Annotated in this window: 19 protein-coding genes; all 19 read right to left on the bottom strand. The window is 69.4% G+C overall.

All coding sequences use genetic code 11. From position 1 onward, the window contains the following. Positions 1 to 2: 2 nt before the first annotated feature. Complete coding sequence (locus tag E2169_RS14170; RefSeq protein ID WP_165942287.1) at positions 3 to 170, bottom strand: hypothetical protein; 168 nt, start codon at positions 168 to 170, stop codon at positions 3 to 5. 14 nt (positions 171 to 184) lie between these two features. Then, positions 185 to 700, bottom strand: a complete 516-nt coding sequence (locus E2169_RS00725) for a DUF6631 family protein (RefSeq protein ID WP_132984710.1) — start codon at positions 698 to 700, stop codon at positions 185 to 187. Then, entirely contained in the window at positions 700 to 1491 is a 792-nt protein-coding gene (locus E2169_RS00720) for a phage tail tube protein (RefSeq protein ID WP_132984709.1), read from the bottom strand. Before E2169_RS00720 ends, E2169_RS00725 begins: the two co-directional genes overlap by 1 nt. A gap of 5 nt (positions 1492 to 1496) precedes the next feature. Continuing rightward, positions 1497 to 1685: a hypothetical protein gene (locus E2169_RS00715; RefSeq protein WP_132984708.1), complete on the bottom strand. Its 189-nt coding sequence runs from the start codon at positions 1683 to 1685 to the stop codon at positions 1497 to 1499. Further along, the gene (locus E2169_RS00710; protein WP_132984707.1) at positions 1682 to 2152 is read right to left on the bottom strand and encodes a phage tail terminator protein; all 471 of its coding nucleotides are present in this window, start codon (positions 2150 to 2152) and stop codon (positions 1682 to 1684) included. The genes E2169_RS00715 and E2169_RS00710 overlap by 4 nt, the downstream gene beginning before the upstream one ends. Next, positions 2149 to 2676 carry a gp436 family protein gene (locus E2169_RS00705; protein ID WP_132984706.1) on the bottom strand — a complete coding sequence of 176 codons (528 nt, stop codon included), beginning with the start codon at positions 2674 to 2676 and terminating at the stop codon, positions 2149 to 2151. Before E2169_RS00705 ends, E2169_RS00710 begins: the two co-directional genes overlap by 4 nt. A gap of 6 nt (positions 2677 to 2682) precedes the next feature. Then, positions 2683 to 3123, bottom strand: a complete 441-nt coding sequence (locus tag E2169_RS14165; RefSeq protein ID WP_165942271.1) for a hypothetical protein — start codon at positions 3121 to 3123, stop codon at positions 2683 to 2685. Between the two features lie 105 nt (positions 3124 to 3228). Continuing rightward, a complete protein-coding gene (locus E2169_RS00700; RefSeq protein ID WP_132984705.1) occupies positions 3229 to 4173 on the bottom strand; it encodes a hypothetical protein in 945 nt (314 codons plus the stop codon). 66 nt (positions 4174 to 4239) lie between these two features. After that, positions 4240 to 4587 carry a capsid cement protein gene (locus E2169_RS00695; RefSeq protein WP_132984704.1) on the bottom strand — a complete coding sequence of 116 codons (348 nt, stop codon included), beginning with the start codon at positions 4585 to 4587 and terminating at the stop codon, positions 4240 to 4242. Between the two features lie 60 nt (positions 4588 to 4647). Next, on the bottom strand, positions 4648 to 5805 hold the full coding sequence (locus E2169_RS00690) for a peptidase (protein WP_132984703.1): 1158 nt from the start codon (positions 5803 to 5805) through the stop codon (positions 4648 to 4650). A gap of 272 nt (positions 5806 to 6077) precedes the next feature. Next, a complete protein-coding gene (locus E2169_RS00685) occupies positions 6078 to 6512 on the bottom strand; it encodes a phage virion morphogenesis protein (RefSeq protein WP_132984702.1) in 435 nt (144 codons plus the stop codon). Positions 6513 to 6521: 9 nt separating this feature from the next. After that, positions 6522 to 7832, bottom strand: a complete 1311-nt coding sequence (locus E2169_RS00680; protein ID WP_132984701.1) for a phage head morphogenesis protein — start codon at positions 7830 to 7832, stop codon at positions 6522 to 6524. A 3-nt stretch (positions 7833 to 7835) separates the two neighbouring features. Continuing rightward, a complete protein-coding gene (locus E2169_RS00675) occupies positions 7836 to 9380 on the bottom strand; it encodes a DUF935 domain-containing protein (protein WP_132984700.1) in 1545 nt (514 codons plus the stop codon). Continuing rightward, positions 9377 to 10966 (bottom strand): hypothetical protein, encoded by a 1590-nt coding sequence (locus E2169_RS00670; RefSeq protein WP_207918340.1) that lies wholly within the window; start codon positions 10964 to 10966, stop codon positions 9377 to 9379. The genes E2169_RS00675 and E2169_RS00670 overlap by 4 nt, the downstream gene beginning before the upstream one ends. Next, positions 10963 to 11487: a phage protein Gp27 family protein gene (locus E2169_RS00665; RefSeq protein ID WP_207918339.1), complete on the bottom strand. Its 525-nt coding sequence runs from the start codon at positions 11485 to 11487 to the stop codon at positions 10963 to 10965. Before E2169_RS00665 ends, E2169_RS00670 begins: the two co-directional genes overlap by 4 nt. Before the next feature lie 35 nt (positions 11488 to 11522). After that, positions 11523 to 11828: a hypothetical protein gene (locus tag E2169_RS00660; protein ID WP_165942286.1), complete on the bottom strand. Its 306-nt coding sequence runs from the start codon at positions 11826 to 11828 to the stop codon at positions 11523 to 11525. After that, positions 11825 to 12157 carry a hypothetical protein gene (locus E2169_RS00655; protein ID WP_132984699.1) on the bottom strand — a complete coding sequence of 111 codons (333 nt, stop codon included), beginning with the start codon at positions 12155 to 12157 and terminating at the stop codon, positions 11825 to 11827. Before E2169_RS00655 ends, E2169_RS00660 begins: the two co-directional genes overlap by 4 nt. Further along, positions 12154 to 12645 (bottom strand): hypothetical protein, encoded by a 492-nt coding sequence (locus E2169_RS14160; RefSeq protein WP_165942285.1) that lies wholly within the window; start codon positions 12643 to 12645, stop codon positions 12154 to 12156. Before E2169_RS14160 ends, E2169_RS00655 begins: the two co-directional genes overlap by 4 nt. Further along, positions 12642 to 13217 (bottom strand): lysozyme, encoded by a 576-nt coding sequence (locus tag E2169_RS00645; RefSeq protein WP_132984697.1) that lies wholly within the window; start codon positions 13215 to 13217, stop codon positions 12642 to 12644. The genes E2169_RS14160 and E2169_RS00645 overlap by 4 nt, the downstream gene beginning before the upstream one ends. Between the last annotated feature and the right edge of the window lie 43 nt (positions 13218 to 13260).

The following is a 13260-nucleotide window of genomic DNA, read 5'->3' as shown; positions in this document are numbered from 1 at the left end:
CTTCAGTCCTCCTGCAACAACTCATTGACCAGGCGCTTGCATTCGCTGCCGCCAAAGGCCTGGCCGATCGCGGCGCTCAGATCGCCCAGGGCGTGTGCCCGGGTGCGGGCCAGGCGCAGCTGCGCCTGGCGGTGGAACAGGTCGACCTGGCGCCGTGTCAGCTGGGCCACGTCCGCGGCCCGGGTCAGGTACCCGGCGGCGACGAGGTCGTCGACGACGCGGGCCCATCGGGCTGGCTTGCCGCCTGCAGGCGTGCGTGCGCGGCGCGGCGCAGCACGCGGCGGGTAAAAAAACCGGCGTTGACCATCCACCAGGTCAGCAGCAGCGCCTCGCCGTCGGCATCGTCCAGGGCCTTGACGCGCGCGGGCGGCAGGCCGGTGGCCGCAGCCACCATCGCGGCGACGTCGTCTTCGTGCTGGCCGATCAGCTCGACGATCTCGTCGAACGATGGCGCGGCGCCGGCGTCGCTGAACAGTGCGTAGAGCGCATCGAAGAACGGCTTGGCCATCAGCCGCACCCGCGCGCCCTCGAAGAAGCGGTACTCGCGCACGGTGATGACCTGGCCATCGATGATCACCTGGCTGTCGGGATCCATGATCTGCAGGTCGGTGTCCGGCGCGGGGGCTGCGGGATCCTTTGCAGCGGCGGCGGCCCTCGCCGCCGCCGCTGCCTTCGCCTGGCCGGTGGCCTTTCGTGCCATCAGGGCGTGTCCGCAGCGGCCGGGGTGAGCCATGCCACGCGGCCCAGGCGGCCCAGCGGGCCGGTGGCCGGCTTGGTCGGGTCGGCCAGCAGGGTGCCAGCCAACGGCATGCCGGCCAGGGCCTGCTCGTTGTTGATGAGGGCGAGCTCCGACAGCGGGTCGGTGGCCAGGCGGTACAGGTCCACCATCACCGGCGCATTGCCCTCGGCCAGGTTGATGCCCTTGTAGCGGATCGCCACTTCGGGCTGCGCGCTGGCCAGCACGCCCACTTGCACCAGGCCGGCATGCTTGTACGCCGCCTTCAGCGGCAGCGTGGGCGCCGGTGCAGACGGCAGCGTCGGGAAGTCCAGCTGCCCGTAGTCCCGCTCCAGCGCATAGTGCTCGGCCGCGATGGTCGCCGGCGTCGGGTCCGTGCTGTCGATGATCACCAGGTCGCTGACGCCGGTGTTGGCCAGGAAGATGGTGTCGCCGGCCTCGACCTCGGGCAGGACCTCTTCGGTGATGGTGCCGCCCACGACCGTGTCTTCCTCGCCGTACAGCGCGAGCGCGACGTTGGCCGGGTTGATGTTGTGCATGGTCATGTTCGCCGTGCCGGTGCGCGCGGTGACCATCTTGCGGACCTCCGACTTGGAGCCCGACATGCTCTCGCGATGGGTGAAGGACTCGACCGCGCAGGCCAGCGTCAGCGCCGAGACGTCCCAGGCCTTGCGCCACTTCAGCGGCTGGCCCGGCAGGATGCGGGCGATCATGACTTCGCCCTGGCCGTAGTAGTAGTACTCGAGGTTCGGCATGGCGGTCAGTCCTTCTTGGCGGAGGCGGCGGTCTTGGCGCCGCTGGTGACGAGCTCGGCCGCTTTGAAGGCGACCATCTGCTGGGCGACGTGCGGCGCCACCTTGACGATGGCGTCCTTCGCCAGGCGCTTGCCGGCGTGCTCGTGGTTGTCGACGAGCATCCGCACGCGGATGGTCTCAGTGGTCTGGCTCATTGCTCGCTCCCGATGAGGTGTTGGGTTTGGTACACGTCGACCCACAGCGCGGTGGAATCGCTGTAGTCCTGGATGTCGCCCTGGATCCACTGGCAGGGCGCGGTGCCCAGCACGTCCGGCACGAAGCCGCACAGCGCGCCGCGGACGGCGCCGAGGATCTCGAGCAGCTCGTCGCTGAGCTGGTCGCCGTGCTGCTCGCGGTAGTTGCGCACCACCACCACCACGCCGAAGGTGACCGACACCACCTGGCGCACCGGCAGCCGGGCGCCGGGCTTGGGCAGGCCCGCCGGCGCCGGCGGCTTGGCTCCCTTCTCGCGCGCCAGCACCACGTAGGCGCAGGGCGCCTGGTAATCCTTCAGGCTGCGCGCGGCGGCGTAGTCGGCACGGCCGCCCACCAGGCGCAGCTTCGGCACTTCGGCGCGCAGCTGCTCCTGGATGAGCCGGGTGTTGTAGGGCTGCAGGTTCACGTGCCGTAATCCCGCAGCTTGTGCATCGTGAACTGGCGCTCGGACGCGCAGAACTCCGGCATGCCGGCCCCGGCCGGCGGCAGCGGGTCGTCGGCGCCCAGGCTGAACTTGCCGTCGGCCACCAGCTGCAGGAAGCGCAGCGCCTCGCGGTAGTCGCGCACCACCGGGTCATCGCGCTCGCTGGTGTTGGTGCGGTCCTTGTGCAGCAGGTAGCGCGCGATCCAGCGCGCCCACACGGTGACGATGGTCGGCACCGGATCCAGCGGCACGCGGTAGGGCACCGGCTTGCGGCCGCGCAGGTAGCCATCGATCACGCTGCCGGCGTCGGCGATCGCCTGGACGATGTGCACCAGGGCGTCATCGGCGATGGCGACCTCGGCCGGATCGAAGGCGGTGCGGTCTTCGCCACGCAGCGTCGCTTCCATGAGTGCGTCGGACAGCACGCGCGAATGTTCGGGCGTGGCGACCTGGGCGAGCTCGCGGGTGAGCTTGGCGTCGGCGAGGTGGACGGGCGTGCAGTACATGGCGGGCTACTTCGCCGCCTTCTTGGCGGTCCGCTTCGCGGCCTTCTTCGTCGCAGCCTTCTTCGGCGGCGCCGTCTTCGCGACAGCCTTCACCACTGCCTGCGTGTCGCCGGCTGAGTCGGCGCCCTCGACCCGCAGGGTGACCTCGGTGCCGGCGCCGACGGCGGGGCTCTCCCCGCCGCCGACAACCTGCTGCAGACCTTCGCCGACTACTCCGGCGTTGGTCACGGGGCGGCCGGTCTCGCCGGCCTTCGAATTCTGATTGCCCTGGTCGTCGCCTTCGGGCAACTGCAGCTCGCTGGCTTCGGGACCGACATAGCCGTCGCCGATCAACACCGCGGCCTCGGTCGCCGTCGCCTCGACCGAGCCCGGCGGTTTGATGTAGCGGCCTCCGAACTTGATCGTGGTCAGCACGGGGTAGAGCGCGGTTGCGTTGGCGTCGGTCATGTCGATCTCCGGGAAAGAGTTGCCGCGCTCTCACGGCAGTCACGACTGGATACGGCGTCGTTCCCTTCCCGGCACAGCGTCCGGTTCCGCGGCCCCCCGCAGGTGTCAGAGTCCGGCGCCGCCGATCAGGTAACCAGCGGGCATGCCAGCCAGGACCGGCGTGCAGTCATTGCTGACGCCGTAGATCCAGCTCTTCGAGTTCGCATCCCAGTACGGCACCTCGACCAGGGGCATGCCCTCGATCCGGTAGGTGTAGCCGTAGCTGGGCTCCTCGACGTTCATGTCGGCATCGCTGCCCTGGCTCACGTACGCCAGGACGGCCGCGGTGCCCCAGACATCGCCGAAGGTGTCGTCATCGCCGGCGACCACGCCGCCACCGATCACGATGTTCTCGACCTCGAAGATTTCCTTCAGCAGGTTGAGCGTGACCTTGCGGATGCCGGTGTTGGCCGAGCGGTCGATCAGCTTCACGTGGCGGCGGCAATTGGTGAACGCCTTGGCCGAGAGCATCAGCGTGTTCGGATACAGGCCGATGCTGTCGCGGACCGCCTCGCGGCCCAGCTCGACGTCACCGGCCGGGTCCGAGCTCGGGTCGGACCAGACGTCGGTGCCGGCAAGCGCGACCTTGTGGTCGTTGTCGTAGTTGGCGGCATTGGTCGCGATCGCGGCCGAGTCCACCTCGTGCTCCAGGTGCAGCGAACGCAGCACCGTGTTGACCGCGCGCGAGGCGAGGTTGATGCCCGGCACCTGGCTGGCATCACGCATGCGCTCGCGTGGCACCGGTGCTTCCAGCGCGCTGGGCACGATGGCGTAGGGCTTGCCCTCGTAGCCGAAGTGGATGCGCTTGGTGGCCGCGCCCGGGGCGCGCTTGGAGTTGTAGATCTTGAAGGACGACTTGTCGAACTCGATCACCTTGCCGCCGTAGGCGGACACGTCGGCGAACGGGAACAGGGCCGGAGCGACCAGCTGCGCCTGGCGATAGCCACGCGCGTGCTCGGAGAGGATCGGGTCGACCACGCGGGTCTGCGCGGGAGTCATCTGAGGTGCCATTGCTTGTTCTCCTGGCCGCTTGGCCGAATCGAGGTTGTGTGGAGCGATGCGCCGACCGGCGGCCGGTCAGTTCGGGATGAGGATCACTTCGAGGACGTCACCATCCGCGGCGGCGCTGGCACCGGGGGCGGCGCGGGCGACGGTGGCGACCTCGCCGACAGCGGTGATCGCCTTGCCGGCGGTGCCGACTGCGATCGCGGCGCCCGCGGCGATCGCGGCGCCGGCAGTGACGGTCGCGGTGCCAAGCACGTCCACGGCCAGGCGCTCGCCGATGGCGGCGTCGGTCTGGGACACGCCCAGGGCGTTGGCTCCGGCCGCGGGCACCGCACCCACGCCCGTGACGAAGCGCTGCGCGGTGAGGGCTGCGGTGGCCAGCACCGTCAGGGCGAGGACGCTGATGTTCTGCTGCGACATGGGTTTGCTCCTGGGGAAATCGGATTACGCGGAAGCCGCCGAGGGCGACCCGCATTGGGCTCAGCCGCCGACAGCAGCGACGGCGTCGTGGAAGGCGGTGTTGGGGTGCTCGCGCATGTAGGCCTTGGCCTTGCCGTAGAGCTCGGCGCGCCCCGCATCGACCGACACGCCGGTGGGCGCGGCGAAGTTGGCCACGCCAACGTCGGCCGCCACCGCGGCGGCACCCTTCTCGCGGAAGTCCACCTGCTTGGGCAGGTCGCCCAGGAAGGTGCGCAGCACTTCGGTGGCGGGCTTCTTCACCTGGCCATCGCCCTCGGCGAAGGTCAGGGCGGTGTCGGCCGGCAGTGCCAGCAGCAGCTCGACCACCGGCGCCTTCTGGCGCGGCAGCAGCTGGCCAGCCTGGACCAGGCCTTCGGCGAACTCGGCCGCGTCGTCGCGGCGGGCCTGCGTTTCGCGGTCGGCCAGGCGCTGCTCGCGTTCGGCCAGGCCGGCCTCGCGGCCGGTGAGGGCGGTCTCGCGCTCGGCGAACTGTGCAGCGGTGTTGGACTCGGACATGTCGGTCTCCAGGGTGGCGGCGCCCGCGGGCGCTTCGGCGTAGGTCGGGATGGCCGCGACGTCGGTCTCGGCGGGCGAATCGGTGAGCAGCTGGTCGAAGTCGCGGATCTGCCACTGCGGGATGATCCGGTCGGCGGCCTCGGCGCCCTCGCGCTCGACCAGGTGGTCGCGCAGGCGCTGGAACAGGTTGGCCAGGCTGTGGCCGAGGCTGCGCAGCGGCATCGAGAACTCCAGCGCGCCGTCATCGGCGCTGAACGCAGCCGAGCGCAGGCCCTTCACCGCCGGCGCGGCCGCGCCCAGGAAGCCGATGTGCTTGAGGTAGTGCTTGCCGGGCTTCGGATTGCCCGGCGTGGTCGGCAGGTAGATCGCCGCGCTGATTTTCTTCATGCGCCCGGCGTTGACCAGGCCGGCGAACTGCGGCTCCACCTGGTGCGGCTCGGCGAACAGCACGCCGTCCTTGACGCTCAGCGAGCGCGCCCAGCCATAGGCCGGGGCGTTGAGTTCGGGATGGCCGACCACCAGCGGCGCCTCGGCCAGGTCCGGCTCGTAGCTGGCCGCGATCTCGGCGATGTCGGCTTCGGAGAAGGTGTGCTCGCGGCCGTCGTTGTCGACGTGCGTGCCGGCCTTGAAGATGACGAGTGGTTTGGGGCTGGGCTTGTTCACGGGGCCATCGTCGGCACCCTGCAACCCGTGGTCATTGGACCGCGTTCAAAACCCCTTCCGCTCGCGCGCGCGAAGGCAGGCGACGGAAGCGGCATCACATGCAATTTGTCATCGAGCGGAACAGCGCCGCCGTGAAATTGCCGCCGCCTGCGTCAGACCCGCGCGCCCCGGGCCGCAATGGCACCGAATCCGCACGCTATGCGGTGTCTGACACCTTTCCATGCCCACCGACGTGCCAGCGGCCCAGAACGCCGTACAGCGCGTCTGGCGGGCTAGTCGCCGAACATGCCTGCGATGCGGGCGAAGGAAATTTCTTCCACCTTCTCGTGGTCATCATCCGACAGTCCCAGCCACGGGCGCAGACCGAAGTGATGCACCGCCCCATAGACCGCATTCGTGCCGACGTACAGCGTTTCGCCCAACACCTGCCAGGACAGCTGGTCGCCGAGCATGTGTTCGTCGAAGTGGAGCATCGCCTTGCCCGGCTTCCGCTTCTCCTTCCGCCGCTGATAGGCCGGCTGCAACGCAGGCCAGGGCGTGCCGTCGGGCGCGACCTCGCGCAGGCTGCGTTCCCGCGTGGACCGCAGCAGGTACTCGCCAATGTCCTCGAGCATCAGCCGCAGGCCGTCGCCGCCCAGCTGCTCGGCCGCGCGGGCCAGCGCCGGGCCGACGCTGTCAACGGTGATCTCGATCCGTGCACCTGCCATCACAGCCTCCTAGTTGAGCGTGCCCTGGACCACGACCTTGCGGCCGGCGGCGACATCCGCGCGCAGCGCCGCCAGCTCGCCCACCTGCAAGGCCTGGACGGTGCTGGCGCTGCCGACGGCCTGCGCACCCACCTGGTACTGCAGCGTTGCTATCGCCACTTGGCCACGCTTGCCGCGCGGCAGGTCGGCAACGTAGTGCAGCGTGCGGGCGCCAACATCGAGCAGCACCGCGCGCGGCGCGCGCAGCACGGTGGTCAGCTCGGGCAGCCCCGCGGCTGCGGCCGGAACCCGGGACGCGCTGACTGCGATCGCCGCCGTCGACGGCGTAGCGCCTGCGGTGGCCATCCGCTGGACCAGCGCCGGCTCCAGGGCGCCCACCAGGTAGCGGCCCTCGCCGATGCCACGCGCGGCGCGCGCCGCGGCGGACCACTCGGCATAGCCCGCCTGGATCGCCTGCACGGCGCGCTGTAGCGCCAGCATGGCCGCCGTGCTGCGGGCGGCTGCCAGCGCCGGCAGGCGCTCGGTCTTGCCCAGGGCCATCTGCGCGGTGCGCTCGAGCGGGCCGCGCAGCGATGGCGGCGTGGGCACCGGCGGCACACCCCGGGGCGGCGACCAGCCGCCGCCGTCGGGACCGGCGTCGAGACTGCGGCCGGGCGCGTAGCCGAAGCCGGGGTCGATGCCTTCGGGCGTCATCACCACGCGCGGGCCGCCGGGGCTGCGCTGGCCCACAGTGACCGCCTGCATGTTGAGCGGCGGCGGCGTGTCCGGGCCGGTCTTGCCCAGGCGCTGCAGGTCGCGCGCGTTGAGCGCCTCCACGTAGCACTGGCAGCCCCAGCCGTTCGACGGAAAGTGCGTGTGCCAGATCGGATCATCGGCGTGCCACACCTGGCCGTCCCACCTTTCATGGATGGGACGCGGGTGTTCGACCGCGTCGTTGTGCCGGTAGCGCCAGTACGGCCGCACCTGCTTGAGCCGCTGCAGCTGCTGCCAGCGGCCGGCGTTGTAGGACTGCCGCAGGTTGGTCTCGTAGATCACGCGCGTGCGCCAGTTGCGCCCGCCGGTGTAATCCCATCCGTGCGTGGCCACGATGCGATCGAAATCGCGGCGGAAGTCGGCCAGCGTGGCCCCGTCCTCGATCGTCTTGCGTACCGCTTCCCGCAGGTCGGCGAGCAGGTCGTCGCGGTTGGCGCCGGCGACCATGAAGGCGCGGTCGTGCTCGGCGCCCCACACGTCCAGGTAGCTCTCGGTCAGGACGTTGCGCTTGGACCGGAAGAAGGCGATCTGCTGGGAAAACGGCAGCGAGCCGTAGGCGACGGCCATCGGTCAGGCCCCGCCGGCTTCCTGGAGCACGTCGTAGCGGCCGGCAAGCGTCGCCGCAGTCAGGGCGTCGGCCATCGCCGCGGAGTAGGCGTCAAGGTCCATGTCCGGCTGCAATGCCATCAGTGCGTCGCTGAGCTCCTGCAGGGACCCTGAACTCTCCACGAGCTCGCGGACCTGCACAAGCCAGGCGTCGCCGGTCGGCTTGATGTCGCGCTCCAGCCGCGGCGCCATGCGCGCCGGGACGTCGGGCGCCGCAGCCGCCTCGGCAAAGGCCGCGCCACGCGCCCGCGGGTGGCCGCGCTGCAGCAGCTCGAGCACGGCGCGCGCGGGCTGGGCGAACTCGGCGCCATCGATCGCGGTCGGCTCGCGCGGATCCACCGGCGCCGGGTCCTTGGGCTCCCACTCGGTGCCGTAGACCTCGTGCACGTAGGCCAGGCTTGGCTTGTAGCCGAGGTCGAGGATCTTCTTGTCGCGCTCGGCGCGCGCGGACAGGTCCTCGGGCTCTTCGGTCACGCGGAATACGCGCGGCAGGGCGGCGCCGGGGAAATTCCATTCCATCAGCCAGCGCACGGGGCCGAGGTTGAATGACTCGCAGATCAAGTCCGCGTCGGCCTTGATGATGTCGTCGCGCACGTCCGCCTGCAGGTCATCGTTGCCCAGGCGGCCGGCGGTGCCCTGGGTGCTGGCCGTCTGCCCAAGGATCACCTTCTGGATGGTCGCGTTCATCGCATCGTGCAGCGCCTGGTAGTCGGCCGTGCCGTTGCGCCCGGCCTCGATCAGCTCGAGCTCCATCTCCTTGGGCATGATGATGCCGCTGTCGGTCTGCAGCGCCCGCGCGGCCTGCAGCAGCCGCGAGCGCTCGGGAGCGGTGGCGGTGGTGTCGTATTTGCCCACGGCCGTGGGCATGCCGAACTTCTCCAGGAAGATCAGCCAGAACTTGAGCCCGTTGCGCTTGAACAGCACAGGCCAGTACAGCCAGTGCGCCAGGCCCAGGCCATAGGGCTCGTCGTCGTGGTCGGCGCCGGTGCAGAAGTGCCAGAAATACGGCGCCTCGGCCGGGATGCCTTCGAACATCTGGTCCATCGTCAGCAGCCGCAGGCCGGCGTCCTTTGCGAACCGGAAGCGGCGGCGGTTGCGCACCTTCACCTGGTCGATCACCAGGCGTGCGCCGTCGACCTTGTAGATCAGCTCGGCGACCGCGTATCCGTAGAAGATGCCGTTGAGCATCTTGGAGGTGACGTTGTCCCAGCCGATGCGCTGCAGCTGCTGGCGCAGGAACTCCGCGGCCTCCTGGTCGATCGGGCGATCGCCGCCGGCGTCGACCTGCCACTCGCACTGCGTCACCGCCGCCTGGCGCTGGCCAAAGGTGCTCTTAACCTCGGGGTCGGAGTAGACCTCTTCGTAGATCCGCAGGTCGTTGCCGCCGCGGCTGCGCAGGATGCTGTCGTAGGGCGTGAGCAGCGGCCCGGTGTAGCCGCGGGTGATGTCGATGCCATCGGCGGTGGTCGCGATCTCGCGGTCCAGCTGCGGGCGGGCGGTATCGTTCATGCGAAGCCTCCGAAGTCATTGCCGCCCGGCACGGTGCCGAAGCCGGTATCGCCGTAACCGCGGCCGATCGCGTCCGTGGCCGCGAAGCGCGGGCCGGTGGACTCGAACTCGATGGGCACGTATTCGACCGTGGCCACGCTGGTGCCCAGCACCAGGGCAACCGCAGCGTCGCCGTGGCGCTTGCCGCCATCGCGTCCGGTGGTGCGCTTGGCCGGGATCCGCGGCACGCCCTTGATGTTCTCGACCGCCCGCAGGTCATCGAGCCAGTCGCCATGCCTGGGCAGGCCATCCAGCGTGCCGTCCTGCAGGTCGGCCTTGAGCTTGGGGAAGTTCTCGCCGTAGAAGCCCTCGGTGATGGCCACGCGGTGGATCCGCTCGCCGTAGCGCTGCTGGGTCACCTCCGCGAGCCAGGAGCCGTTGCCGACGGCGTCCATCGCGCCTGCGCGCAGCTTGGGCAGCCGGTCGGCCACGTAGAAGAGGATCTGGCGCTGCTGGTCGTAGGGGATGCGGCGCATCTCGATCGCGAACGGCACCCGGCGGTTGAGATCCATCGATTCGATCTGGGGTGCCAGGATCGACAGGTCCACATAGCGCGCGAAGTCGTAGCCGAAGAGGCTGCCGCGGATCTCGCGTCGACGCGCCTGCAGCGCCTCCAGCAGCGGCTCGATCTCCTGTTCCAGCCAGTCCTGGACGTCGGCCCTGCGCATCCGCTCCGGCAGCAGCTCCCAGCCCTCCGGACGTTCGATGCGCAGGATCGGCGTTTCGTCGCTCATCCGCGATTCGACCAGCTGGCGCGACAGATAGGCGCCCGCGCTGTTGCGCGGCACGCAATCCAGTTCCTCTTCGGCGTCCTCGCCGTAGGTGCCATAGATCTCCTCGACGAACTCCGCCTCGGCCTCCTCCGAGTACGGCTTGCCCAGGCGAAGGCAGATGCGCTCGAACAGCCCTTCCTCCACCGCACCGCGGAAGGTCACCTTGTGGACCGAGCCACGGCGCTTGCCCGCGCGGATCTCCTGCACCAGGCCGTTGAACTCGTTTTCGGCCCCGTCGTGGGTCGAGATGATCCGCACCTTGCCGCCCCAGATCAGGAACGCCATCGCCGCCTTCAGCAGCTCGGGCAGGTCATCGACGAACGCGGCCTCGTCGCCCACCAGCACGCCCTGGCGGCCGCGCAGCTTCCGTGGCCGGCTGGCCAGCGCCGTGATCTTGTGGCCGCTGGCCGGAAACCGGATGGTGTAGGTCTTGATGTGCTTGTCGTCTTCGTCCTCGTCCCAGAAGCCGTCCTCGATCGCGCCCGCGGCATGGTTGAAGGCCTTGCTCCACATGGCGCAGGCACCGATGAACTCCTCGGTCATTTCCTTGTCGGTGCCCAGGTAATAGACGTTCTGGCCCCCGGCCTCCTTGGAGCTCGCGGCGATCAGAACGTCATCGGCGGCTTCGGCCCAGGTCAGGCCGGTGCGGCGGCCCTTCTCGCAGACCTTCAGGTTGGCCGGGTCGGCGATCCAGCGCTGCTGGTACGGCAGCAGCGCCGCCGGCACTTCGGCGCCGGCGGTGTCGGGAACAAGGGTGCGCGCCTGGTCATTCACACCGTGGCCCTGTTGATGCCCAGGATCTTCTCCCGTAGCTCGCGCGCGCCGGCAGCCGACAGCCCGCCGCTCTTCTGGATCTTGTCGACCGCGGCGGTGGCGGCGTCCACCCGCGCGCGCACGTCCATCGCCCACTTGTTCCGGGTCACGCTGGCCCGGGTCAGGGTGGCGATGTTCTTGGCCGCCTTGCCCAGGATCTCCACGCGCTTGGCGGGGTCCTCTTCGTCGGTCGCGGCTTCGAGCTGCAGCAGGCTTTCGAAGATCTCGGTCTGCACCAGGCTGATGATGGCGTTGCTGCGCTCGTCGGCGTCGTCGGGCGCAGCGGCGGCGATCATCTTCGCCGCCTCCGTGCTGGCCCGGATCTGCCCCATCTTCTGCTTGAGCCGGCGGCCGCGCTCGCCGACGGTGCTCTTGCCGATCTCGTAACCCTGTTCGACAAGCCATTCGGACAGCGCGACGTAGCCGCCGAAGCCGTTGGCAACGATGCGGCGGTCGAGCTCGGCGCGGGTGGCTTCATCCATCATGTCGATCTTGCTCGGGGCAGGCACGCCGCGGCCTACCAGTACTTCTCGGGCCGGGCGATGCCCGGCTCGCAGTCGATGGTGTACTCGACGATGTCGATGCCGTGGCGGGTCAGCAGCGCCCGCCAGGGGCCATGCGGCTCCTTGTGCACCTTCACCAGCGCCCGGTCGCTCAAGTAATCCAGATGGCGGCGGATCTCCAGCGCCGTCGCATCGGGATACATGGTCTGCAGGGTGGGCAGCAGCACGCTTTCATACGTTCCCGCGGGCCGTGCGTGGTTCAGCGCGTTGAGCAGGATCCAACGCATCGATTCGCGCCGCACCTTTTCCATGTCGATCATTCCAATTCCCCCCCGTTGAGTGCTCCCTGTAGGCGCAGGTTCTCCAGCCGCTCGAACACACGGTCGATCTTGCTTTCGACCACCGTCTGGCCGCGGATGTAGTCCTCGCGCCGCACGTAGCGCTCCGGGAGCTCGATTCGCAGCTCCATGAGCGACATCTCCACCCGCTCCCACTGCCGGCTGTCATCCAGAAGCCTGGTCACCTGCGCGTCGGTCTTCTGCTGCGCCTGCGAGATCAGCCAGCGGCCGACCGCCGCGGCCGCGCCCAGGAGCGAGAGTCCGATGATCGCGAACCAGAAGAGATGTACGGGTTCAACCTGAAGGATCATCGTGCGGCCCCGTCGCGGGTGGTGAGAAATGCGGACTCGTACCTGCGGATCACGGCCTGGCATGCCCGGAGCTGGTCGTCGGCGTCGCGCCCGACTCGAACAAGATCGCCCTGATCCTGCTTTCGTAGTTGGGCGAGCGCATCACGTTCGAAGGCGCCAGCGGCGGACTCGGACAGACGATTGGTCTCACACGCTGCCCATTGCCGGCGCAGCTTGAGAGTGCCGTCGTCAATGCCAGCGACAACAGCAGCAGGCAGGTCTTGCGCAGCGGCGCGGTCATCTTCATGGTCGTCTCCGATCCTGGTCATTCCCTGGGCTTCTTCGCGCTCGTCGGCCAGGGTGTCGCGCAGCTGCTTGGCTTCGCCTTCGGCGGTCTCGGCACGGTCGGTGGCCGCGGTGGCGGTGCCCTTGTGCGCTTCCATCCGCCACATGGACCAGCCCAGGGCGAGCAACAGCAGCAGCGCGACGGCGGCGAGGATGCGCGTCATGCCACGTCCCTCATGCAGAGCTTGTCCTCGGCGCGGCGGCGGTTCTGCAGCCCGCGCACGAAGCGGTATTCCGGCTGGCCATTGGCCAGGCGCTTGCCCGTCTTGACGTAGCTCCAGACCATGCGGCCGCCGTCGGACACGTAGAGCCGCCGGCAACCCAGTGGATAGTCGCCCCGGTTCCAGGCCTTCATCGCGGCGCTGCCGCAGGTGGCGCCCGCGCCCAGGTTCCAGGCGTGCGAGCTTGCGGCGTCGAACACCGACTGCGGCGGCGTGTCCTTGAAGCACCGGATCAAGCGCACCTGCACGCGCACCACTGCGGCGGCGGTCTCGCGCTCACATTTCTCCAGCGTCCAGCGTTCGCCGACGACGATCGGCGTGGTGGTGACATGCCGGGTCAGGCCGTCGCAGACGGTCGGCAACCCGCCAGCCAGCCGGTCGGGGTACACGATCAGGATGGGCTTGCTGCTCGACTCCCACAGCATCAGGAAGGCCAGCAGCATCGCGGAACCAAAGGCCACGCCGCCCACGATGGGCCCGGTTTTGCCGCTTCCGGGTGGTTCGACGGTGGCCATGCCAGCTCCTGGATAAAAGGTGGCCGGCGACAGTGAGAGGACG

Origin of the sequence: Luteimonas terricola, assembly GCF_004352845.1 — a bacterium.
In the GTDB taxonomy this organism is placed as follows: domain Bacteria; phylum Pseudomonadota; class Gammaproteobacteria; order Xanthomonadales; family Xanthomonadaceae; genus Luteimonas; species Luteimonas terricola.
The sequence above is the reverse complement of the archived record's forward strand: the minus strand, read 5'-3'. Positions and strand labels throughout refer to the sequence as shown.

What these genes read in the sequence shown, in the direction of transcription:
- E2169_RS00725 (WP_132984710.1), bottom strand. Translation starts at nt 700, where the DNA reads ATGGCACGAAAGGCCACCGGCCAGGCGAAGGCAGCGGCGGCGGCGAGG.
- E2169_RS00720 (WP_132984709.1), bottom strand. Translation starts at nt 1,491, where the DNA reads ATGCCGAACCTCGAGTACTACTACTACGGCCAGGGCGAAGTCATGATC.
- E2169_RS00715 (WP_132984708.1), bottom strand. Translation starts at nt 1,685, where the DNA reads ATGAGCCAGACCACTGAGACCATCCGCGTGCGGATGCTCGTCGACAAC.
- E2169_RS00705 (WP_132984706.1), bottom strand. Translation starts at nt 2,676, where the DNA reads ATGTACTGCACGCCCGTCCACCTCGCCGACGCCAAGCTCACCCGCGAG.
- E2169_RS14165 (WP_165942271.1), bottom strand. Translation starts at nt 3,123, where the DNA reads ATGACCGACGCCAACGCAACCGCGCTCTACCCCGTGCTGACCACGATC.
- E2169_RS00700 (WP_132984705.1), bottom strand. Translation starts at nt 4,173, where the DNA reads ATGGCACCTCAGATGACTCCCGCGCAGACCCGCGTGGTCGACCCGATC.
- E2169_RS00695 (WP_132984704.1), bottom strand. Translation starts at nt 4,587, where the DNA reads ATGTCGCAGCAGAACATCAGCGTCCTCGCCCTGACGGTGCTGGCCACC.
- E2169_RS00685 (WP_132984702.1), bottom strand. Translation starts at nt 6,512, where the DNA reads ATGGCAGGTGCACGGATCGAGATCACCGTTGACAGCGTCGGCCCGGCG.
- E2169_RS00680 (WP_132984701.1), bottom strand. Translation starts at nt 7,832, where the DNA reads ATGGCCGTCGCCTACGGCTCGCTGCCGTTTTCCCAGCAGATCGCCTTC.
- E2169_RS00675 (WP_132984700.1), bottom strand. Translation starts at nt 9,380, where the DNA reads ATGAACGATACCGCCCGCCCGCAGCTGGACCGCGAGATCGCGACCACC.
- E2169_RS00665 (WP_207918339.1), bottom strand. Translation starts at nt 11,487, where the DNA reads ATGGATGAAGCCACCCGCGCCGAGCTCGACCGCCGCATCGTTGCCAAC.
- E2169_RS00660 (WP_165942286.1), bottom strand. Translation starts at nt 11,828, where the DNA reads ATGATCGACATGGAAAAGGTGCGGCGCGAATCGATGCGTTGGATCCTG.
- E2169_RS00655 (WP_132984699.1), bottom strand. Translation starts at nt 12,157, where the DNA reads ATGATCCTTCAGGTTGAACCCGTACATCTCTTCTGGTTCGCGATCATC.
- E2169_RS14160 (WP_165942285.1), bottom strand. Translation starts at nt 12,645, where the DNA reads ATGACGCGCATCCTCGCCGCCGTCGCGCTGCTGCTGTTGCTCGCCCTG.
- E2169_RS00645 (WP_132984697.1), bottom strand. Translation starts at nt 13,217, where the DNA reads ATGGCCACCGTCGAACCACCCGGAAGCGGCAAAACCGGGCCCATCGTG.